Origin of the sequence: Erwinia persicina (assembly GCF_019844095.1) — a bacterium.
GTDB lineage: Bacteria > Pseudomonadota > Gammaproteobacteria > Enterobacterales > Enterobacteriaceae > Erwinia > Erwinia persicina.
Map to the genome: position 1 here is coordinate 3,939,565 of NZ_CP082141.1, position 22,444 is coordinate 3,962,008.

At 57.6% G+C, this 22,444-nt stretch carries 15 protein-coding genes and 1 pseudogene; 4 read left to right on the forward strand and 12 right to left on the reverse strand.

All coding sequences use genetic code 11. From position 1 onward, the window contains the following. Positions 1-2: 2 nt before the first annotated feature. Positions 3-1,100, forward strand: a complete 1,098-nt coding sequence (locus K6L24_RS18245) for a diguanylate cyclase (RefSeq protein ID WP_137269102.1) — start codon at positions 3-5, stop codon at positions 1,098-1,100. 224 nt (positions 1,101-1,324) lie between these two features. After that, positions 1,325-1,804 (forward strand): YbaK/EbsC family protein, encoded by a 480-nt coding sequence (locus K6L24_RS18250; RefSeq protein ID WP_062745398.1) that lies wholly within the window; start codon positions 1,325-1,327, stop codon positions 1,802-1,804. A gap of 17 nt (positions 1,805-1,821) precedes the next feature. Here K6L24_RS18250 and K6L24_RS18255 read toward each other — a convergent pair whose 3' ends face one another. The 9 genes from K6L24_RS18255 to K6L24_RS18295 all read right to left on the reverse strand — a co-directional run bounded on the left by K6L24_RS18255 (position 1,822) and on the right by K6L24_RS18295 (position 15,949). Then, positions 1,822-3,027, reverse strand: a complete 1,206-nt coding sequence (locus K6L24_RS18255) for an MFS transporter (RefSeq protein ID WP_062745400.1) — start codon at positions 3,025-3,027, stop codon at positions 1,822-1,824. Positions 3,028-3,195: 168 nt separating this feature from the next. Continuing rightward, positions 3,196-3,633 (reverse strand): VOC family protein, encoded by a 438-nt coding sequence (locus K6L24_RS18260; RefSeq protein ID WP_222681700.1) that lies wholly within the window; start codon positions 3,631-3,633, stop codon positions 3,196-3,198. Positions 3,634-3,880: 247 nt separating this feature from the next. After that, positions 3,881-4,477, reverse strand: a complete 597-nt coding sequence (locus K6L24_RS18265; RefSeq protein WP_191927743.1) for a hypothetical protein — start codon at positions 4,475-4,477, stop codon at positions 3,881-3,883. Then, positions 4,474-4,803, reverse strand: a complete 330-nt coding sequence (locus tag K6L24_RS18270) for a hypothetical protein (protein WP_198427162.1) — start codon at positions 4,801-4,803, stop codon at positions 4,474-4,476. The genes K6L24_RS18265 and K6L24_RS18270 overlap by 4 nt, the downstream gene beginning before the upstream one ends. Further along, the gene (locus K6L24_RS18275) at positions 4,787-5,353 is read right to left on the reverse strand and encodes a hypothetical protein (RefSeq protein ID WP_137269105.1); all 567 of its coding nucleotides are present in this window, start codon (positions 5,351-5,353) and stop codon (positions 4,787-4,789) included. Before K6L24_RS18275 ends, K6L24_RS18270 begins: the two co-directional genes overlap by 17 nt. Before the next feature lie 17 nt (positions 5,354-5,370). Continuing rightward, positions 5,371-5,733, reverse strand: a complete 363-nt coding sequence (locus K6L24_RS18280) for a DUF596 domain-containing protein (protein ID WP_240043779.1) — start codon at positions 5,731-5,733, stop codon at positions 5,371-5,373. Beyond that, entirely contained in the window at positions 5,730-13,706 is a 7,977-nt protein-coding gene (locus tag K6L24_RS18285) for a two-partner secretion domain-containing protein (protein WP_222681701.1), read from the reverse strand. Before K6L24_RS18285 ends, K6L24_RS18280 begins: the two co-directional genes overlap by 4 nt. A 19-nt stretch (positions 13,707-13,725) precedes the next feature. Then, positions 13,726-14,244 carry a toxin-activating lysine-acyltransferase gene (locus K6L24_RS18290; RefSeq protein ID WP_062745415.1) on the reverse strand — a complete coding sequence of 173 codons (519 nt, stop codon included), beginning with the start codon at positions 14,242-14,244 and terminating at the stop codon, positions 13,726-13,728. A gap of 1 nt (position 14,245) precedes the next feature. Then, on the reverse strand, positions 14,246-15,949 hold the full coding sequence (locus K6L24_RS18295; RefSeq protein ID WP_222681702.1) for a ShlB/FhaC/HecB family hemolysin secretion/activation protein: 1,704 nt from the start codon (positions 15,947-15,949) through the stop codon (positions 14,246-14,248). Between the two features lie 421 nt (positions 15,950-16,370). On the opposite strand from K6L24_RS18295, the gene K6L24_RS18300 reads away from it, so the two are divergent. Together K6L24_RS18300 and K6L24_RS18305 are read left to right on the forward strand one after the other, a co-directional pair. Further along, positions 16,371-16,811: a DUF2946 family protein gene (locus K6L24_RS18300; RefSeq protein ID WP_062745420.1), complete on the forward strand. Its 441-nt coding sequence runs from the start codon at positions 16,371-16,373 to the stop codon at positions 16,809-16,811. 51 nt (positions 16,812-16,862) lie between these two features. After that, the gene (locus K6L24_RS18305) at positions 16,863-18,302 is read left to right on the forward strand and encodes a PepSY-associated TM helix domain-containing protein (protein ID WP_062745421.1); all 1,440 of its coding nucleotides are present in this window, start codon (positions 16,863-16,865) and stop codon (positions 18,300-18,302) included. A gap of 86 nt (positions 18,303-18,388) precedes the next feature. On the opposite strand, the gene K6L24_RS18310 is transcribed toward K6L24_RS18305, so the two are convergent. The 3 genes and pseudogenes from K6L24_RS18310 to K6L24_RS18320 form a co-directional block, all read right to left on the reverse strand. Further along, positions 18,389-19,375, reverse strand: coding sequence for a nucleoside hydrolase (locus K6L24_RS18310; protein WP_191927739.1), 987 nt, complete (start codon positions 19,373-19,375; stop codon positions 18,389-18,391). Between the two features lie 12 nt (positions 19,376-19,387). Then, a pseudogene (locus K6L24_RS18315) lies at positions 19,388-20,382 on the reverse strand (LacI family DNA-binding transcriptional regulator). A 126-nt stretch (positions 20,383-20,508) separates the two neighbouring features. Further along, the gene (locus K6L24_RS18320; protein WP_222681703.1) at positions 20,509-21,903 is read right to left on the reverse strand and encodes an MFS transporter; all 1,395 of its coding nucleotides are present in this window, start codon (positions 21,901-21,903) and stop codon (positions 20,509-20,511) included. Between the last annotated feature and the right edge of the window lie 541 nt (positions 21,904-22,444).

The following is a 22,444-nucleotide window of genomic DNA, read 5'->3' on the forward strand; positions in this document are numbered from 1 at the left end:
TAATGAAATTACAAAGCTACGATGAATTGCTTAACAGCAAGCATCGGCTATCGTTGATGCTATTTCTTTTTTTAAACACAGCGACTGCCGTATTTTCCATGCTCAATGTTAATCGTCTTTCCGCCCCGATGGTGACCCTACCTACGGCGACCATTATAATATTGAGCATCATGTTACTCATCTGGATGGTTTTAAAACCGCTGGGGACATTCCCACTATTAAATAGTGCGGCCCTGATCACCGGCGTACTTTGGGCCTGGCAAATTGGGCTGAAGTATCAGCAAAATTTTTATTTTGAAAACAGCTTCCTGCTGATCTCACTGGTAAGTGTGTTTTTTATCAGTGCCATCGCGCTGGGCGATCACCTGCTCGCGTTCTGTCTGCACACGGCCCCTGCCTCCGCAACAGTGCTGATACTGGACCATGGCCAGAATACCTTTGTGCTGCTGTTTACCATTATCCTGCCGCTGTTCGGTTTTACCCTGCATCACCTGATGCTGCGGCGGCGTGATAACTTTACCCGGCGTCTGGTGAGCCAGCTCTATGAAGAGAAAGAGACCTACAGCGACCTGAGTATGCTGGATCCGCTAACCGGGTTGTATAACCGGCGCGGGCTGAAAAACCGGCTGGAGAATATTCTGGATAACCATGCGGGCAGCCATTTTGTCCTGCTGCTGGATATTGATAACTTCAAAGCTTATAACGATAACTATGGTCATGCGATGGGGGATCAGGCACTGGCACGCGTCTCGGTCGCCATCCGCGATGCGGTACGCTCACGTGATATTGTGACGCGCTACGGTGGGGAAGAATTTCTGGTATTACTGACCAACGTAAATGAATCTATTGCCCTGAAACTGGCCGAGCGCATCCGTCAATATGTACTGGACCTGGAAATCCCTCACCGCTTCAATGATCGGGTTGCCACCCATGTGACCATTAGTGCCGGCATTGCCCCGCTGCTGGGCGAAGATTTTGACAATGCACTGGCAAATGCCGATCGGGCGTTATATCTGGCTAAAAACCAGGGGCGTAATACTATTCTCTCCCATCATGACCTGGTAAAAAAACACTTAAGCCAGGCTGCCGATGCGTTATAAAAAATGAAGGCGGCCTTATTTAAGGCCCATTCATTTTAAAAGCTTAACCTTTTCTTTAATACAAATCCCCGTCCAGCCCGCTAAAAATAAGATATTGCTGCGAATTAAGTTTTTAAATGATTAACGATGGTGTTTGTTTCTTACCGGGCAAGAGCCATTTTTTTGACGTTTACAGATCGTGGACAATATGGCAATTTTATCTCTTCATCACGCAGGAGATAAGCATGAGTCTGGAGTCAGTACGGCAGTTTTTTGCCGATCGCGCACCCGAAATTGACATCATTGAACTGTCAGAAAGCACCGCCACCGTCGCCCTTGCTGCCGCCGCTCATCAGGTTGAGCCGGGGCAGATTGCCAAGACCCTGTCGTTAAAAGTGAAGGATCGTGTGGTTCTGATTGTCACGCGAGGTGACGCACGGCTGGATAACCGCAAACTGAAAGAGGCGCTCGGGGCAAAAGCCAGAATGCTGAATACCGATGAAGTGGTGAGCTGGACCGGTCATCCGGTGGGCGGCGTCTGCCCCTTTGGTCTGGAAAACCCGCTGACCGTCTACTGCGACGTGTCGCTCAGGGACTATCAGGAAGTGCTGCCGGCTGCCGGGGCCATTCACAGCGCGGTCCGCATTGCCCCTGAATATATGGCGCAGCTGACCGGGGCGCAGTGGATCGATGTCTGCCAGCCCCCCCTCCAGCAGGCAGGCTGACACGACGCCGGGGTGCGTTACGACTGACCCGAAATAATCGCCCCCCGCGTTTCCCGGCCAAAGGCGACAATCACACAAATCAACACCGCCACAGTACCGGCCACTATCGCCATCGCCAGCGCGTAATTGTTGCCGTTGGCAATGGCGATTTTTGACTGCAGCGTGGCGTTGACCGACGCCACCAGATTTCCTAACTGATAGACAAACCCCGGCAGAACCGCGCGCGCCCCGGCAGGCACCAGCTCCGTCAGCCAGCCCGGCACCACCCCCCATGCGCCCTGCACCATAAACTGCATCAGAAACGCGCCTGCACCCACCGCCCAGGATCCGCTGGAAAAAGCCCACAGCGGCAGCACCGGCAGCGCCAGGAAAGCTGCGATGATTATCGCCTTCTTACGGCCTGTTTTTTCCGACAGCGCCCCAAACAGAATGCCGCCAAGGATCGCCGCAATGTTGTAGAAAATGGCAATAATGCTGATGGTATGAGGTGCAAACCCCTGCTGCACTTTCAGATAGGTCGGGTAGAGATCCTGCGTACCGTGGCTGAAGAAGTTAAAGCAGGCCATCAGCAGCACCAGATAGACGCAGAGCTTCCAGTGGCTTTTCAGCACCGGCAGCAGCGCCACCGTCTCTTTGCGCTCGCGCGCTGCCAGCCACACCGGCGACTCGGGGACTTTAAAGTAGATGAACGGCAGCAGTAACACCGGCAGCGCACCAATCAGGAACATCCCGCGCCAGCCTACCAGGCTGTAAAACAGACCAAACACCACGGAGGCCAGCAGATAGCCAAAGGGATAACCCGCCTGAAATACGCCTGACATCAGCCCCCGCGAGCGGTCAGGGATGGTTTCCATCGCCAGGGAAGAGGCGACTCCCCAGACGCCGCCCATCGCCACCCCGTAAATCACGCGGAAGGCCAGGAACCACAGTAGCGAGGGAGACCAGGCGGAGAGCAGCTCAAAAATCGTAAAGGCGATAATGTTGGCCATCAGCACAGGCCGGCGACCGAATTTTTCTGCCAGCCGGCCAAACAGCAGCGCGCCCAGTGGTCGCACCGCCAGCGTCAGCATAATCGCCAGTGATACATCGGTGATGCTGACGTGAAAATTATCCGCGATATCACTGAGCACGAAGACCAGGATAAAAAAGTCAAACGCATCCAGCGTCCAGCTGCCGAAACAGGCGAAAGCGACATTGCGCTGAGTCGAAGTCCAGTTAAGCATAGAGAGGGTCCTGTCTTAGAGGCTCACAAGAATGTTAATAACTTGTTTATATCATGTAAGACAGAAGTGGATTCTGGCGGTTTTGTCAGGCTTATCACCAGACTGTAAAAGGGGATGTCATTGTGTTACCAGGCTAATAATTAGCCTGGTAATCAGCATTATCAGACGTTACAGATCACGGGTAATCATCGCCTGCAACCCCACCTGCTGGCCGTAAGAGAGTTCCAGCGTGTTGCCATCGGGATCGGCAAAGAAAGCCCAGTAGCCCACGGGCTCAGGGAACTGAACCGGCGCTTTGCGCAGCACGCCCTCTTTTTCTGCCAGCGCGACTTTACGGTCAATCTCTTCGCGGGTGGCGCAGGCAACGCCAAGGTGGCCGAACGGCCCGAGGGGCGTATCCCTTCTGACCGCAGTCTGCACCAGCACCAGCGCAAACGGTCGGGTCAGGTCAGAAAGCCAGGCCACTTTTTCGGCCTCCGGCACCCCCGGCTCGCGCTGGTGCACCACCTGCATCCCGGCATAGCGCTGATAGAAATCGATACTTTTTTGTAAGTCCTGCACTTCAAACGCTACGTGGGTGAACCCCACATCCACTTCACTACTCATCGCCCGCTCCTTGATTTATCGTCAGAGCCGTTATCATGGCGCGTTTGCGGCAAGGCAGGTGATCGTCAGTGCGGGCGGCGGGTATCAGGGCACAGATTGTGCTATTCGTGTTCAGTACGTGACCCGCGGCACCATCGTCTGCCAGCCGCCATCCTGCGGCAGGTATTTATTGCCGTAAGACACACTGGTAATGGGTTTCAGACCCCACCGCTGCTTTGCAGCTCTGATGGCGTGAGGGTCTCAGGGCTCATCGCAGGTCAACAGGGGGAGACGGGGGCACCAGCCTGTCCGGCATCTTTTTCCAGTTAGCATCTTCATGGCCATATTGCCCGCCCCAGGTGACATCACTGATGCGTTCCAGCTGCCACTGTCCCGCAGCATTCTGCTTCAACTCGTACGGCAAACCGCGGCACTGGCGCAGACGTACGTCAACCTGCAACCCGAACTGATAGTTGTGCCCCTTCTTCGGTACAAAGCTCATGGTACTGCTGCACTGGTTGTTGCCGCCGTCATAGGCCAGACCGATGATAGTTTTCTGACCTGCCACCACCGGGGTTTCGTAATAGTCGCTCCAGGACGATTTGTCCTGATCGCTGGCCACCGGCATCCCGCGATCCTGAATATGGGTCAGGACAAACTCACTGCTGCGCACCAGCCCTCCCGTCCTCTGGCCGTTGACTTCCTGCTCAATGGAGGCCTGCTCAGTGCCGCCGACAATACGCACCGAGGCGGTATTCTCACCCGCGGCAGGCGGAGTGAAAAAGGTATTATGCGGAAACTGGCTACAACCGCTGATGGAGGCCAGCAGCAGGGACAGGGACAGCGCTGTTTGACGATACCTCAATGTGCCTCCCTGTTGGTATCAGGCAGGATCAGAGCCAGTAGCTCAGTTGCCAGCGACCTGGCTTCCTGTTGATAATTTTCACGCCAGCTTGCCAATCCATGGACGGGACGCCCCTGTTCATCCCACTCCGCCAGCGCCAGGCCATTGACGATCTCCAGTTCAAACCACAGGCTCTGCCAGGCGTCGGTATCCGCTACCAGGGCGCGGTCCTGCCACAACAACTCGGTATACGCGACAAAACGGGCCCAACTGAAGAGGTCTTCACTGGCCCGCATACCCGACACGGCCAGCCACTGACGCGCGTCAGGCTTACTCTTCGGTGACAAGCCGCACCATTTTCTGCCAGCCGCCATCCTGCGGCAGATATTTATTGCCGTAAGTGACGTTGGCAATGGGTTTCAACACCCATTGTCCGCCCGCGTCTTTGACCAGTTCATTCGGCCAGGCACGGCAGCGATACATTTTCAGATCGACCGCCTGACTCAACTGATAATAATGTCCTTTCTCCGGGACAAAGCTAACGATATTCATGCAGCGGTTCTTACCGCGATTGTAACTGTGATACACCGTGGTTTTTCGGCCCGCATAAACCGGCGTTTCAAAATAATCACTGGTGTAGGTCGCTTCCTTACCGCTCACCCTGGGCATGCCCTGATCCTGCGTATTACGCAACACCAGACTGCTTTCACGGATGAGCCCCCCGCGCAGTTTACCGTTGTCCATTTGATACAGCGCATTACTCTCCGTGCTGCCCATAATGCGCAGCATGGCGACTTCCGCACCCGCTGGAGGCGGAGTAAAGAACTCCTGCTGTGGCAGCAGGCTACAGCCGCTGAGCAGAAACGCAGCCAGCGGCAAGATACGTTGATAAGGCATCGTCTCACTCCGCAGTATCATGTCCAGACTTCCTGCCCCTCAGGGGTGATCCACACCAGCCCCGCCGGCGCTTTCGCCAGGAACCAGAAGCCGGTTTCATCCAAATCGTCTAACTCATCGTCAGAGTCCGCCTGTGGCCAGGCATCTTTCAGGCACTGAAGCTGTTCCTCAACCGTACCCGTCAGGTAGACGCCATTACAGGCCAGGCGAACCTGACCAGCCGTCATCAGCTGTTGCAACAGTTCAAAGAAAAGTGCTTTTCTCAGGGCGCTGTTATCAGCCATGCCACGACATTCGACCTCAAGATGCTGCCAGACAGCGCCGAGCGACAGACCCCGGGCGCTGGCGATCACCGCCTGATAAATGCTCTCTCTGTTCACTGGAATTTCATCTCCACTTTTTTCCCTTTATTAATGGACGGCGTAATTACGTCAATGGTCCATTTAGCCCCGGTCTGCTCGGTGGAATTCGAGAAATCTCTCAGCGTCATGGTACTCCCGGCATTGGCACCACTGGTCACTTTAACGGAGTAAAGCGTTCCTTTACCGGGGATGGCTTTTGCCGCCGGCAGCACTTCCGCGCCTGAAATCTGCTGGAAGTAGGTCTTCACATCAGCCTCAGAGGCCCCTTTAAATACCGGCGCACCGATACTGGTCGTTGGATCAGCCATTAACGTTTTCCCGTTTATCGACAGTGAGAAGTCTTTCGGTGGCAGAGAGGCGTCATTATACATTGCTGCCAGATCATTGATCTTCTTTTGCGCCTGCTGCTGGAACACCATTCCCGTCGTTTTGCTACTCAGATCGGTTGCCGTTGTATTGTTATCGGCAATGCGCTTCAGGGCCGCCGCTTCTTCCATTATATTGGCGTTAGTGGATGTTTTTGGCGATACGGCAGGCGTTTTTACACTCCCCGGCATATACACGCTGGCGAGTGATACCGTAATAGCGTGCAGCTGCATCACCGTATCGTAGCGTTCCGCAATTTCATCCCAGCTTTTACCCGAATCCCTGGCGATAGCCGTAATCGCTCTGTCACGCGTGACGCTTCCGGCATCGACGCCTGACATAATGGCACTGGCATTAGCCGCATCCTGAGGATACAGCTCGCTGTACAGCATACGTACGCTGACGCTTTCCCCGTAGGTATCCAGCGCCTGTTGTGCCTTGCTTACCAGCGCAGTACACGCCGCACCACCTTTATTTCCGTTAGTACAAACGTCTTTGATTGCCTGATCGCGGGCTTTATCAACCGTGCGGGTCGCATTCAGCTCACTGGACTCCGCAGCGGTTAACGTCCCCAACCGCTCTTTACGCTCCAGTACCGCTTTGCGTTCCGCTTCGCCGGCACTGAGGTAATTATGCTCAATCGCATTATTACCGTTCGCGTACCCTTCTGCGGCACCTACGCTATCGCCACTACCGATGGCACCGGCAATGCTGGACGCGATCAACGCCAGGTTTTTAATCGTGCCCTTCTGCTGATCGTTAAGATCGCTGGTGGCCACTTCCGGATAGAGCGCGTTATGAATCGTGCGGATCGCCAGTTCACCGCCTCCAGCGCCCAGCGCACCGGCCGCCACATTTTGTCCGCTCATTTCTGCCACCACACCACCGAGGATTGCATGGGCAAAGGCATTGGTGGCGATCTCTTCTGCCGTTGGATTTTTCGGATCCGAAAGGGTCAGATCTTTAATGACACCGGCCATATAAGGAGCAGACGCCTGGGCCAGCGCTTTACTGGCATCCCCACCCGCCAGCGCAGTAATGGCGGTCACGGCGGCATCTGCGGCCATCTTGATTTTGCCGTCGTCCTTGTAGTCGGCCATCATATCTTTGTAGGTGTCGCTACCCCGCACCCGATTCCAGTAAGCCTCGCGATCTTTGATAGTGGCATCCGCACCCGGCGCTTCACCCGCTTCTTTAATTCCGGCTTCCAGCGCCCAGTATTCGCGCTCGGCGATCGCCGCACTGACGGTCTGGCTGGCAACCTGACCAATCAACTGCACTTTCTGCAGGCGCTTCTGCTCTTTTGCCTTATCAAAGATCGGGCTAAGCGTCTGATTGGCATGCTCAACATCGCGGCTCAGGGTGGCGACATCCTGCTGCTGCGCCTCCGGATTCCGCACAATCAGCGTGCCGTCAGATACCGCCGAGTAAGTTGTGCTCTCGCCGCTGCCGCTGGAACGGGATGCCGACATCGAATTCGGCGCCAGGTTATCGCCAAGCTGCTCCGTGACAGTACGTTTCACCGGTTGCTGGTCAGCCGGGAGCGATTCATCTGTTTTATCTTTGGTGGAGAAGGAGCTCGACATCCCCAGGCTGACGCCCGAAGCCGAATAATCGGCCTGGTTTTGAATATCGCTGAAACCAAGCGTGCCGGTATCCAGGCGATTCTTCGCCGCATCGGCGGTGCTGCCAATCACCGCCCCGTTAAGCTGGGTGTGATTGCCGACCGTCACGTCATAGCCGCCGTCCCCCGCGAAGATGCCGCTCTGTTCCTGCACGCTTTCGTAATTACTGGTTAACTTATTGTTGGTGATCGACAGGCTGCCGCTGGCCGTCATCGTGCCAAAGGTGAAGCTCAGGCCGCCGCTGATATTCTGATCTTTCGACTTGTAGTTATTGCTGTCCTGCTCGCTGGTGATGGTCAGATCGCGCCCGACATCCGCCACGATGCGATCGGCGCTGACCTGCGCCCCGGTCAGGGTAGTATCGCGGCCGCTGAGCAGCGTGATTTTGTTACCCGCATCCAGCGTGGTTTCGTTATGGGTCAGACCGTCGCCGTTTTCGCTACCTTTTCCTTTGTTTCCATTAGCAAAAATACTGAGCCCGGCACCACCGGACCCCACGCCAAGGCTGGCACCAATCGCCCCCCCACCGCTACTCTTGTCGCCGCTGGAGACCTGGCTGTTTTCTGCCGACCGCAGGTTGATATCGCGCGCAGCGGATAACAGCATCTCATTCCCCGCCTGCAGCTGGCTGCCCTGCACCAGAATATCGCCATCCTGAGCCGGACTGTCGCTGCCGGTCGCGAAGATATTCAGATTTTTTGCCGCCTGAATCGCGCTGCCTGCCGATGTCATCTGGTCGCTCTGGCTTTCACTCTGCGCTTTTTGCATGCCCAGAGACAGGCTGATGCCGACAAAACTGGTGTTAGTCGGATCCTGAACCGCGCCGCGTACAGCCTGGGCCGCCTGATAACCGTCCAGGCCCGCTTTGACCAGCTGCAAACGTGCCACGCGGTCATCCTGCTTATCGGTTTCCATCTCGGAAATCGTTTTCGCCGTATTCAGTGCGGTACCCACCGCACCGGACAGGGCCAGCGTCAGTCCGCTGGAACTCGATTCAGTCGTGGAATGTTTGCTGGCGCGATTCTCTGCCGAACTGATTTCCACGTTTTTGCCAACCAGGTTGATATCATTCCCGGCGATCACTTCTGAACCTTTAACCTGCAGATCGTTACCGGCCATCAGCGTGGTATCACCACTGACCGATCCCAGCTGACTGCCCTGCGACGTCAGTCCGGTGGTTTCATCGGTGGATTTATTCATCATGGAGCCGGCAGTGAAGCCAATGCCACCGGTGCTCAACAGGCCTGACTTGGTTTTCTTCGTCATTGCCCAGCCGTCGCGGCTCTCCTGAGCCGTGCCCACCGTCAGATTGTTACCTGCTTTCATCGTCAGTGAATCATCTGCGGCAACATTACTGCCGCTGACGCCCAGGTCATGCCCGGCCGACAGCGTAATGTTGTCCCCACCCAGACTGCTGGCAGCGGCGCTCTGCTGGTTAAACCCGGCGCGAGTAGTGGTGGTATTGCTCGACAGGAAGCCTGATCCCTTAACCTTCGACGCCATATCCAGCGACGACTGCTCAACTGCCGTACCGATGCTGATGTCGTTACCGGCGCTCAGGTTAAGCGCGTTGCCCGCATTCAGCCTGGCGGCCGCTGTGGTAATATTATTGGCCGCCTGCATCAGCACATTGCCCGCGCCGGTGATCTCACTGCCCTGTGCGGTGGTGGTACTCTGGCTCAGGTGATTGTCTTTATTCCAGACGATGTTGTCACTGCTGCCAGAATTCACCGCCGTCAGATTAATATCGCGCCCGGCGACCACGGTGGTCTGGCTGTTTTCCCCGGCGTTGACCACTTTCGCTCCCTGCAGATTGACGTCGCGTGCCGCCTGCAGCGCCAGTTTGCCGTCATCCTGCTGCACGTACATGCCAGCCACGCGCGACACCGTGTCGCGACTAAAGCGGTTGCTGCCGTTGGTGCTTTCCGTATGGGTGGTCTGCGATACGAGGTTAAGATCGCGTCCCGCGCTGGCTACCAGCGAATTCTGCGCCTGGATCAGCCCGCCGTTATTGGTCAGATCCGTGTTGGCCAGCAGCTGCACGCTGCCGCCACTGATAATACCGCCGACGTTGGTGATCGTATCCCCGCTGATACTCAACAGCTGGCTGGCATTGACCCGTCCGGTATTGAGCATGTTACCGCTGACGCCGATGGCAATGTTGCGTCCGGCAAGCAGTGCGCCGCTGCCGTCCATGTCGCCCTGTTTAACCTGCGCATAGACCTGCGGCACCAGCACGCTCTGACGGCTGCCATCGGCCAGCGTGACATCGCGCGCCACCAGCCACACCATATCGCTGGTCACGTTGGCCATCTGACTGGCGGTCAGCGCCACGCCTGGTACCAGACCAAAGGCTTTACCGAAGGCCACGCCAGATTCCATCAGCGCCTTGTACTGCTCTTCATCACTCTGATAGCCCGCCAGATAGCGATCGCCGGTCAGTTCCACCAGCTGCTCGCGCACCAGGCGCTGTTCATAGAAGCCGTCGCCCAGGCGTTTCTGGGTGATATCCGGATCGGACTGTAACTGCGACAGCATAAAGTCGGAACTGAGCCAGGTTTTCTGGTTGGTATAGCGCGGATCGGTCTCGATCAGGTAGCTGCTGGAGGCGGAGGGTAGCTGACTGAACAGGCTGTTTTCCGGCAGCGTGGTGTCCGGTACCTGCGAACGGATGACCGTCGCATCCGTTTGGCCCGCAATTTCAATACGCTGGCCACCCGGCAGGGAAGCCAGATCGCCGCCGTTCAGCAGGCCCAGGCTGTAGCCATCTAACGTCGGGGCACTGCTCTGTACCTGGGTATTGCCTTTGACAACGCCCGGTGACAGAGAAATAGACTGGATTTCATCCGGCGGCGTATAAGGTGAAGCATCGCGTTTCTGTTTATCATGCCCTTTCTTGTGGATGCGATCCCATTCGATCACCTGTCCCACTTTCTGCACCAGTAATGTGCCAGCCACTTCCACGTTTTTCAGGTTGGCATTGCTGATCAGCAGATCGCCCCCGGCGATAATACGGCTCTTATCGTTCAGGGTACTGTCGGCGTTGATCCCCAGGCTGCCGCCCGCAATGATCTGGGCAGGATCGGATTCGGTGACCTGTTCCTGCCAGGTATTCTGCGTATAGGCATACTGATAGTAGTGATCCTGTTTGCACACGACACCGTTAATGCAGATGTGCTGCACTTCATTGTGCGAGAAGGTAATGTCGTAGTCGTTGGTGCCGTAATGGACGCCGTTGTTCAGCGACGGCACCATATATTCTTCTTTCTGCTCCTCCGAGATGTGTACCATCTGGGTGGCAAAATGGTCATTGATGTTGTTCAGCGTGCCGGTATTGATCAGCATATTACCGGCGGATTCAATGGTAGCGCTGTGGTTGTTGAGGGTGGTGGCACGCCCTGCGGCGGCATCATTCTCATCCAGCTGACCGCCAATCGACATCTCACCACCGCTGTAGATCAGGCTGTGGGCCGTGTTGTTCAGTGTGCCGACGCCCAGATCCAGACGCTGACGGGCGGCGATTGTCGCCGCACTTTCGCCTTCGGTCAGGTTATTCAGTTCCCCGGCCTGAATCGCCAGGTGATCGCCGTAAATGCGGCCGGTGCCGATATTATTCACCGTCCCCGCCTTCAGCACGGTTTCGACACCATCAATAATGCCCCGGTTGGTCAGGCTGCCGGCCATATTCAGATCGGTGCTCTGTCCGCTGATGTCACCGCTCTGCTGATTATTCAGGTTGGCCGCCGTCACTGCTAACTGCTGGCCCGCGCCCAGCTGACCGGCATTATCCAGCGAGCCCTGCACACTGAGGTCGAGGTTGCCATTGGCCAGCGTACTGCCGGTATGGGTGAAGTCGCCGTTAACGCCCAGCTGCATATCGCCCAGAGACAGCAGTTGCCCGCTGCCGTTCACCGACTGGAGGCTGGCATTGAGGTTTTTCCCGGCAATGATTTTGCCGCCCTCGTTATTCAGCGCGCCCGCCGTCAGCGTTGCGTTCTCCACGGCGGCAATACCGCCATTCTGGTTGTTCAGCGCCAGGCCGCCCGTTTCCAGCGTCAACTGCTGGCCGACCACCGTTCCGCCGACGTTATTGAGGCCTGCGCTACGTACCTGCACATTCCCTGCGGACTCCAGCCGTCCACCGTTATTGTCGAGCTGGGCACCATTCAGCGAGAGATCGCCACTCAGCGCGGAGATCATGCCGCGATCGTTATTGATCGCTCCCGGTGTTGTCACCGTCACCGCCGAACCCGCGCTGCGGCTGCCGCTCAGGTCAATGTCTGCGGCCTGTACGTTGAGCTTGCCCGCCGCCAGATTCTGCCCGTGGCTGGCCAGTTTACCGCTGCTGGTCAGCGTCAGATCGCCGCTTTGTCTCACGCTACCGTCAGCGTTAATACCGCCGCCAAAGACCGAATTTATTCCGCTGCTTATCTCTCCGGCGCGGGCGTGCGTATCGCGACCGGCAGCAATCAGCCCGTCATTACTCAGCTGCCCGCTGACGCTGGCGCTCACATCACGTCCGGCATAAACCGAGCCCCCGCTGTTGGTTAACTGGCCGCTGGTCAGCGTCAGATCGCCCCGGGTGGCAGAGATTGCGCCGCGATCGTTGTTCAGCACGCCCCCGGCTGTCACCGCCACCTCCGCCCCGCTGCTCTGGCTGTCGCTGAGATCAATATCTGTCCCCGTCACCGCCAGTTTGCCTGCCGCCAGGTTCTGTCCATGGCTGGCCAGTTTTCCGCTGCTGGCGAGGGTCAGATCGCCGCTTTCCCCCAGGCTGCCCGCGTTCTTCACCCCGGCACCAAACACGCCTTTTTTGCTGCTGTCGATCTCGCCTGCGCCGACGCTGGTGTGCCGCGCCGCCACAATCATACCCGCATTGTTCAACTGACCGCTGACGGTGGCCTTCATGTCGCGCTGGGCATACAGCGTACCGCTGTTACTCAACCCGCTGCCGCTGACCTGAATATCATCGCTGGCATTCACGGTGCCGCTGTTTTCAATATGTCCGTCAGCGCTGATAGTGACGCTGCCGGCCTGGGCACCGAGGGTCCCGGCGTTACGCACGCCGACACCGCGCTCCGTACCGATCAGTCGGATCTTTCCGGCGTACATGCCACCCAGTTCGGACACATCCAGTGCCACCACCGGCTTCACCGCGTTATCATCGGTTGTCCCGGCATTTTTGCTGACGCTCTCCCCGTCGGCGCTGACACGGTTTTTGCCGGTCGTCACCTTCAGGTCTTTCGCCCAGACACCGCTGTTCACTTTGACCGTTTGCGCAATCAGGTCGGTGTAATCCTGGCGACTGCTGTCCAGACCGGCCCCCTTGACCACAATCTCGCCGCCATTGACCTGATAACCGGCAATCTGGCCGTTCTGCATAATCGCTTTACCGGTGGTCATCGTCGCGCGGTTGGCATTGATAAAGCCGCAGCCTTCACAGGTGATCCCGGCAGGGTTAGCAATCACCACCTGGGCTTTTTTACCGGCCACTTCGATATAGCCATTCAGCTTGCTGGGGTCGCGTGAGTTCACCTCATTCAGAATGACTTTTGCCTCACCGCGCGCCAGGTAAGGGTTACCCGATACCCAGCCTCCCTGCTGCGACTGCACGTTTCGGTGGGAGTTGTTCAGCACCACGCCTTTTTTATCCACGTCGAACTGGCTGTAGGTGTTACGCGACACGCCACCCGCGCTCGGGGCCTGAATATTGACCTGCGGCGTCCCGTTGGCCGTCTTGCCGACCATCGGCTGCTGGCCGGCAGGCGCCTTACCGTCTGCGGCGATCCCTGCCGCCTGCGCCTGGGGCTGCAGCGCTACCATGCCCAGCACGCCCAGAGTGAAGAACGCCAGCGGTGACAACTGCCCAATCAGCTGACTGAGCGTATGCCCTTCGCCGCTGGCCGCCGGACCCTTGCCGTGACCACGACCGTTTTCAGCCACCACCATCAACAGGCCGCGTGCCTTGTTGAAAATTACGCGATAAAGATTCTTATTCACCGGGGTTCATCCCTTCCAGTTAACGGCTTGCCAGCGGCGTTTCGCGCTGCCAGCGTGCAAATTCCTGATGCGTGACCGCATCGCCACGGAAATTCATAACGCGCAAACCACGCTGTTCGCCTTTGTGATACAGCGAACGTACGCAGTGGTGCGGAAACAGCGTGCCGCCGACCAGCCGGCGCAGCGCCTGCTGATCTCCGAACGGCGCAATCCAGTCGCGGATCCACAGGCGGTCACCGCTGTTCCAGTCCCGTTCCTGTACGTGGATGCCGGACTGCGTGAGATAACGCTGCTCCGCCTCTTCATCCATCCACGCCCAGCTGAGGAAAAACACCGGCCTGCCGTCACGTATCGCCAGCGCAAACTGCTGGTGCTTGATGGCGGGCAGCAGCAGCGTCGGCAGCGCGCTGAGCGGAATGTCACGATGCTGCGCCGAGTGCATCCACAGCCAGACGCTGGTCCCCAGCACTTCGGACTCGCTGAAGGTGTCACTCAGCAGCGGGGAAATAACCTGAAAACCCTTCACCGGGATCGCCATATCAGTATTGCCAGCTCAGATTGAAACCAAGGGTGACCGGGCTGGTACTGAAACCGTCCGGTTTAGAGAACGGCACCCCGGCGAACAGGTCATAGCCGGTATTAAAGGCATTACCGCGCAGGCCAATCACGCCGCCCGCCAGATGACGCCCAACCTGATAATCAATACCGCCCTTCACTTCGCCATAGTCCGCACCCAGGTAAATTTCCTGATTCGGTAACGGGGTTCGCCACGCGATGTCATTACGCACGTACCAGCCTTCGTCGCCGTTCAGGGTAAATTCCCCGTCAAAACCACGCACCGTCCAGCGGTTACCAATGGACATCTGATCCTGCGGCGTCAGCCGGGAGTGGGTCATCTGACGCTGGAACTGGCCGTTATAGCGGAAGGACTGCCCCCACAGTTCGAACGGTGCATCCAGCTGCAGGGAGAGTTGAATAATCTTCGCCAGCCCGGTGCCTTCATCAAAATTCTCTTCCGGAGCAGGCTGGGCACCAAACCAGCGGGTACCGCGCTGATAGCTGACACCCGCATCCAGCGTGGCCTGACCGATATAGTGGCGATGCTGTAAGCCCAGGCGCCAGGCAGAGGTCTGACGCCGCTGCTGCTCAATCTCTGTGTCGTTAATGTAGTTACTGGATTCGCGTGTCATCACCTCATAAGTAAAAGAGGTTTTCTGGCTGCCGCTGCGGTGCAGAACGCGTCCCAGCTGGAAATTAAGGTTCTTGCTCTTGCCGCTGTAGCGGTAGTCGAAGCCGGTTCCCAGCCCCGACTGACGATAGTCGTAGTCACTGAAGGTGACGCCGGTCGTCCAGTAACCGAAGGGGACGGAGTAGTGGATCAGGGTATTTTTACTGTCGCGGTCGCTTTTCGGCTGCAAAGCCTGACCGGCTGAAACATAGAACAGGTCGCTGAGTGACAGCGGGTTATCCACGGAGAGCGTCACGCCGCCCTGATAGCGTCCGGTGCTTCTGCTGCCGGAATCATCCAGCGACGCGCCCAGCCGCCAGTGGCGGGCCTGTTTCCAACTGACGTTGATATCGCTTTCCCCCGGCTGCTCACCGGGAACAATCTGCATATCCGCCTGTACGGTCGGCAGGCGCTGCAGATTTTCCAGTCCCTGTTCAATATCGCGCAGATCCAGCAACTCTCCGGAACGGGAAGGCAGAGCGGTATAAAGCTGGATGTAGCGATCGCTGTCCGGCGTCAGGCGGATGTTGCGCACCTTTCCGGGTACCAGCATCAGCTTCAGCGTGCCGCTGTTAATATCCTGCGGCGGTGCCAGCACGCGGGCGGTGACATAACCATGATCCACCAGGCGATTCTGCAGGGCGCTCATCAGCAGGTTGATCCCCTTCCCGCCGAGGCACTGCCCCTGCGCCTGATCGGCCAGCTTTTGCAGTGGCATCCAGTGCGGGAAGGCATCCCGGCCCTGCAACTCAATGTGTTGCAGCGGGAAACAGGGCTGTTCGCTGGGGAACTGAAGGCGGCTGAAGAAGCTGCCTGGTGCCTGTAAACGCACGTCCGGGGCGGGCGGCGTCAGCTGACGTTCCGCAGCACGCTGACGTTCCTGCTGATTAATCAGCTGCTGATCGCCAGCCGTGGCAGCGGCCACGCTTCCTGCGTGAAATAAACTAATAATAACGGCCAGACTACTGAGACGTGCAGGGGTTACCCCGTCTTTTCCAGACGCAATCCGTAGCATAGTGTTGCCCTGAGCAAGGTTTATTATTTATACGATGTTGATGCCAGGTACTTTAACGATTTCTCTTCCAGGATTGTTCCTAAACTTACATTAAACTTACATTTGACTGACATTTTTGAATACAAAAGCACCAGGCAAAAGGGAATGCACTTCGGTAAAACTCATAATTAATTCGTTAACAATCAATGCATTATTCTATATTTAAGAAAAAATACATAAATCACCATAAGTCAAATTACCCCACTGGAATTAACCAGAAACAAGTAGAAATAGTTAAGATAATACCCCAAGTATATAGTCGCCACTGGTACGGAAAAATACCCCGCTTTATTACGCCAGGCCGCCAGAAAAGAGATTACTTTTACCTACGGCTGCAAATTCAAGTACACTCCCGCCGGGTATTCCTGCTTAAAGAAAAGACGTGTCACTGATCTCATTTTCTGCCACCCGCAGCCGTCCTGCCGCCTGGCTGGCCCTGCTGGCTATTTTGCTGCTGTTCGTTGCACCGGTGATCTCTAAATCACTGGCGCAGGTGCGTGGCGGTGAAAGCAGGATGATGATGCATCATGGCATGATGATGGACATGTCTGAGATGCCCGCTGTACATCATGAGATGGCGGACACCGGCGATGCGGAGGCCCTGCCCCGACACCATCCGATGTCCATGATGGATGACAATGCCTGCGGCTACTGCGTTCTGCTGGTTCATCTGCCCCTCGATCTGATGACGCTGCCACTGCTGTGGTCTTCATTACAGGCTGCCACGCTGCCGGACGTGCCGCTGTTCCAGCCGGTCGTCGCCCGCTTTGTTCCTCACTGCTTCCATCCCCGCGCCCCGCCGCTGGCGCTCGCCTCACGTTAATTTAACCTGCGGGCCCGCCGCAGACCCCGTGAATACCTGCAAAACAGGTGGATGGAAGAGACTATGTCAGAGAATATCCGACGTGCGGCTGCGCACGTCACCCACACCCGCAGCGCGCTGATTGCGCTGCTGCGTCGACTGCATTTCTATATCGGGCTGTTTATCGCACCGTTTATCTTTATCGCGGCACTGACCGGCACGCTGTATGTGATGACGCCACAGCTGGAAAACCGGCTGTATCATTCGCAGCTGTTTACCACCGCAACCGGGCCGGACCAGCCGCTGTCCTCACAGGTTGCCAAAGCGGTCAGCGTGATGGGCACGGACGCCAGGATCGCTGCCGTGCGCCCGGCACCGCATGAGGGAGAGACGACCCGCGTGATGTTTGCCAGCGCCGATCTCGGTCCGTCGGAAACCCGGGCGGTGTTTATTGACCCGAAAACGCTGGACGTCACGGGGGTGATAACGGTATACGGCACCAGCGGCGTGCTGCCGTTGCGCACGTGGCTGGACTATCTGCACCGCAATCTGCTGCTGGGGGATATTGGCCGCAACTACAGTGAGCTGGCAGCCAGCTGGCTGTGGATTGCCGCGCTTGGTGGCGCGCTGCTGTGGGCCACTCAGCGCGCACCGCGCCGTAAACCTCTGCGGGGAGCGCCGACGCGGGCACAGCGTCTGGCCGGTCATCGCCACTGGCACACCACGCTGGGTATTACCCTGCTGCTGGGACTGGTATTCTTCTCCGCGACGGGACTGACCTGGTCACGCTGGGCCGGGGACAATATCGCCCTGATGCGCAGCCACTTTGGCTGGATGACGCCCGCGGTGAACACCGCTCTGCAGCCTGACCCCGCCCTGAAAATGGCGATGCCGGCGGATGAACATGCGGAGCATTACGGCCATATGAACGTTCACCCTCATGCTGCACCGCCAGCCCACCCGGTTACCGTCAGTCCGGCGCAGTTTGATGGCGTGCTCAACGCGGCGCGTGCCGCAGGGATCGACGCGGCGAAGCTGGAAATCCGCCCCTCCTACCTGGCGGATAAAGCCTGGACCGTGAATGAAATCGACCGCCGCTGGCCGACGCAGGTTGACAGCGTGGCAGTGGATGCGCAGAACAACAGCGTGATCGATAAAGTGGCGTTCGCCGACTTTGGCCTGCTGGCCAAACTGACGCGCTGGGGAGTGGATGCGCACATGGGCGTGCTGTTCGGCGTAGCAAACCAGCTGGTACTGGTGCTGTCTGGTGGTGGGCTGTGCGTGATGATTGTGATGGGTTATCGCATGTGGTGGCTGCGCCGGCCGCAGAGTGGCCAGATTTCCCCGCTGGATACCCTGCTGGGCTGCTGGCAGCCGTTGTCGATCAGCGCGCGCTTTCTGCTGCTGGTGGTAACGGCGGTGGCGGCGGTCTGCCTGCCGGTGATGGGGGTCAGTCTGCTGGTGCTGCTGGCAATTGATATCTGGCGCTGGCGGCGCGCCGTGCACGCCTGATCATCCATACGGCACCGGGATATCTGTAAGGGCTGACCGTTTGTTCCGGTCAGCCCGTTCGGATCGCGCAATCCACGGGTTGGACGTTACGCTAATGGCTTCGCCAGATAATGCTCCAGCATGGCCAGCAGCAACTGATTATCCACCGTCTGCAGGACATGCACCTGCCCGCCTGTCGGCTCACCAATAGCCACATCCACCCGCAGCGGCTGGCGAAAACGCCATGACTTGCCGCGGGTCATTCCCGGGCGCAGCTCCACATCGACAAAATAGTCTGCCGCTGTCGCCACCCGCTGATTCAGCAGCCAGGCCACCACCAGCGCATCGTGGATCCAGCAGCCCGGCAGATGACGGGTCTGAATGGAATAATCAATCCACGGACGCAGCGTCTCGGTGACGAAACGCGCCAGCGGGGTATCAATTTGCGCTATACGGTTCAGATCCTGATGCGTCATCAGCGTCTGGCTGGTGACATCCATCGGCACCAGGGTGATATTGGCCCCGCTGGTCAGCACCCGGTGCGCGGCCTCCGGGTCAATACCGAAGTTGGTGTCTTTAATAAAATCATCCAGCGCAAAAACGCCGCCCATAATGGCGATTTCCTGAACCGCGTCGGCCATCTCCGGGTAGCGCTCCAGCGCCAGTGCGACGTTAGTCAGCGGGCCGATCGCCACCAGAGTAATTTTTCCCGGATTGGCACAAATCAGCTGCCCCATTGCGTCTGCCGCCTCGACCGCAGGCGCAGGAAATGACTGAGGCTGACGCACCCCGCGCCACAGGTGTGCCAGCTGGTTGCTGTGGACGCGCTTATCCAACGCGTCACGCCACGGAGCCGCTGGCTCTGACAGCGCTGCCTCTGCCCCTTTCGCTACCGTTACCGGCAGTCCGAGGCGCGCCATCAGATCCTTCACCACGCTGTATCCCACCTGGCTGGGGGTGTTTCCCGCCACGGTGGTGATCAGCTCCAGTGAAATTTCCGGCGCGGCCAGCGCCAGAGCAAGGGCCAGTCCGTCGTCGACGTTAGCTCCCGTAATTCCGTTCCCCGGATCACAATCAATAATCAATCTTTTCATGGTTTTATCTTATTATTTTTCCGGCTTACAGCCGCAGGACTCACCCAGTTCGAGGTGGTGAGAGAATTCAGTTAACGTCTCCTCCCCTCTCCATGCCGCCAGCATTTGAATGGCGGTCTCTGCCATTTTGCGCACCGGCTGACGCACGGTGGTCAGCGAGGGCACGTGATAGGCCGACTGATCGGTACCGTTAAAGCAGACCAGCGCCAGTTGATCCGGCACGCGGATCGCCTGTTCCGCCAGCGCCCGTATACAGCCGACGGCCTGGGCTTCATTCGAGGCAAACAGCGCGCGCGGGCGCGTTGCCCCCTGCATCATTCGCTGTGCCGCCTGATAGCCCCCATCGCGGGTATAAGGGGTATGGAATATCCACTCCGGGCGTTCTTCCACGCCGTACTCCGCCAGCGCATCGCGCCAGCCGCGCAGACGATCCTGCGTGTTCAGCATCTCTGCCGGGCCGCAGATGATCCCCACCTCCTGATAGCCGTGACTTAACAGATGGGCGGTGACCTGATGCGACGCCGCCCGCTCGTCAACACGGATCACGCTCACCGGCAGCCCGGGGTCAACCCTGTCCAGCATGACAAACGGCGTACCGCTGGACTTCAGGACATCAATGTAGGGATGACGATCGACGCTGATATAGAACAGGCCGTTCACCTGCTGGCTTAACAGATTATTGATCAGCTGCAGTTCACGCTTGCGGCTGTCACCGGCATCGCCCAGCAGCATCACCATGTCGTTGGCCAGCGCCTGCTGTTGCAGCTCATGGGCCAGCGAAGCAATAAACGCATTGCCGATATTGGGTACCACCAGGCCGTAGGTTTTAGTCGTCCCGGAAGCCAGCGCACGCGCCACGCTATTGGGACGGTAGCCGGTCGTTCGCGGGTGGCGGGCGCAACCGGACGCGGACCGTTGTTAACCACATAGCTCACCACGGCAACCGACGTTCCGGCTTCTTTCGCCACGTCGGCACGGGTAGCACGGTGATGAATGGTTTTTGCCACAGGCACTCTCCTCACCAATAAATAGCTTCAGGCCGGATAAAAATCCGGCCTGCGAGTTCCTTAAGATTGCCCCTGCACGTCAATATGTGGGCCGCAGCCCACACGATTTAATGCTGTCTTCCGTGGTTAAATCGCATCTTCCGGTGCATTCAGATCGCGGCCACGGGTTTCCGGGGCCACAAACGTGGTCAGGAAGCCGATACCCGCCATCACGGCAAAATAGGTCGCAATTGGCCACCAGTGGCCGGTCCAGGCCAGCAGCGCAGAGGCCACCAGCGGTGCCGTACCGCCGGAGAGGATTGATCCCAGCTCTTTCGCGGTGGCCATTTTAGTATAGCGATGATGGATGCCAAACATCTCCACGCCCCAGGCCGCCTGCACGCCGAAGATACCCAGCGATGCCAGCCCCATACCTGTCACAATAGTCGCCATCACAATGGCCGGCTCACGCGAGTCAAGCAACATAAAGGCCGGGAACGCGTAGATAATCAGCAGCAGGCAGAAGCAGCGATAGGTAATACGCCGCCCAAAGCGGTCTGACAGCCAGCCGGCCAGCGGGATGATCAGGAAGCCGAGCAGCGACGCAATAAACACTGCCGTGGTCGCCACGGATTTATCCACTGCCAGTACTTTCACCACATAACCGATAATAAAGCCCTGCGCCAGATACGACGGGCCGTTTTCACCGATGCGCAGTCCGACCATGGTCAGGAAGGCACGGCTGCGACGCCAGAATCCACGGGTGTCCTGCACAGGCGGCTCGGCGGCCAGTACCTGCTCACGTTGCGCTTCCAGCTCGGCTTTTTTGCGTTCAAATACCGGCGTTTCCCGCAGGTGACGGCGGATCCACAGCGCCACCAGCGCAATCAGCGAACTGCACAGGAACGGAATACGCCAGCCCCATTCCTGGAGTGACTGCTGGTCCATCTGAACCACGGCCAGCCATACCAGGGATGCCAGCAGCGTGCCGCTGTTTGAACCCAGGGCGATAATTGAAGAGACCAGCCCGCGACGCTGCGCCGGAGCGTATTCACCCAGCATCACCGTACCGCCGGACAGCTCTGCACCCGCACCAAAGCCCTGACTAAAGCGTAGCAGCACCAGACATGCCGGTGCCCATACGCCAATCGAGGCATAGCTGGGGATCAGACCAATCAGCGTGGTGGAGGCCCCCATCAGGATGATGGTCGAGACCATGACGACTTTCCGACCTTTACGGTCGCCCAGCCAGCCAAAGAAGAGCGCGCCAATGGGACGGGCAATAAAGCCAACCGACCAGGTCGCAAACGTAGAGAGGAGTGCCATTGACGGGGTGGCTTCAGGGAAGAAAACATCGCCAAAAATAATACCAGCTGCCAGACCATACAACGCAAAATCGGCGTATTCCATTGCCGTGCCCAGCCAGCAGGAGAGCGTCGCACGCCAGAAATCCTTGCGCCCTTCCGGGGTGGCCAGACGTTCATCAGCCGCCGAGTCGGCTTGCATTGCCATATCCTGTGCAACGCGTTGAGGTGTAGACATGAAAAATTCCCTGAATGAAGAGTTCTGATCGTTACCTTCCCTGGCACGCACTCCTCCTGCGGAGGAAAATTCGCCAGTGAAGATGCCGTGTTACAAAGCATGACGAAAGGTCGATCTGCCCTGAATGAGGGGGTGCTGGAAAATAGGGTCAACCCTGGAGAGGGGAGAGATCTTTTTCTGGTCACCCCGCATCTGGCGGGCAGTAAGGTTCCCTGGTGTTGGAACGCATCTATTCGCTTTGCGCCGACGGCCTAAAATTGACCGGTCGTATAAGTTACGCGAAACAAACATTGACCTTCAGGACGCTGATAACCATCAAGCACCGTGAATTTTCACTACACAGCTATTGTATCTACACGCGTAGATAAATCAAGGAAGCCTGATGACATTAATTAGATTTTCTTGACATTCACCTGTTGGGAGTTGTCAGAAAACCAAATAAAATCAATGAAATAATTAGCCTGAAAAATAGCCGATTTTTTTCACCGTTCAAACATCACGCGCTCTTAATACAAATGCGCGTTGCGCCGTTGAGCGTATC

Excerpts from the sequence above, each read along its gene's own strand:
- K6L24_RS18245 (WP_137269102.1), top strand. The coding sequence starts at position 3 with ATGAAATTACAAAGCTACGATGAATTGCTTAACAGCAAGCATCGGCTA.
- K6L24_RS18250 (WP_062745398.1), top strand. The coding sequence starts at position 1,325 with ATGAGTCTGGAGTCAGTACGGCAGTTTTTTGCCGATCGCGCACCCGAA.
- K6L24_RS18255 (WP_062745400.1), bottom strand. The coding sequence starts at position 3,027 with ATGCTTAACTGGACTTCGACTCAGCGCAATGTCGCTTTCGCCTGTTTC.
- K6L24_RS18260 (WP_222681700.1), bottom strand. The coding sequence starts at position 3,633 with ATGAGTAGTGAAGTGGATGTGGGGTTCACCCACGTAGCGTTTGAAGTG.
- K6L24_RS18275 (WP_137269105.1), bottom strand. The coding sequence starts at position 5,353 with ATGCCTTATCAACGTATCTTGCCGCTGGCTGCGTTTCTGCTCAGCGGC.
- K6L24_RS18290 (WP_062745415.1), bottom strand. The coding sequence starts at position 14,244 with ATGGCGATCCCGGTGAAGGGTTTTCAGGTTATTTCCCCGCTGCTGAGT.
- K6L24_RS18295 (WP_222681702.1), bottom strand. The coding sequence starts at position 15,949 with ATGCTACGGATTGCGTCTGGAAAAGACGGGGTAACCCCTGCACGTCTC.
- K6L24_RS18305 (WP_062745421.1), top strand. The coding sequence starts at position 16,863 with ATGGAAGAGACTATGTCAGAGAATATCCGACGTGCGGCTGCGCACGTC.
- K6L24_RS18310 (WP_191927739.1), bottom strand. The coding sequence starts at position 19,375 with ATGAAAAGATTGATTATTGATTGTGATCCGGGGAACGGAATTACGGGA.
- K6L24_RS18320 (WP_222681703.1), bottom strand. The coding sequence starts at position 21,903 with ATGTCTACACCTCAACGCGTTGCACAGGATATGGCAATGCAAGCCGAC.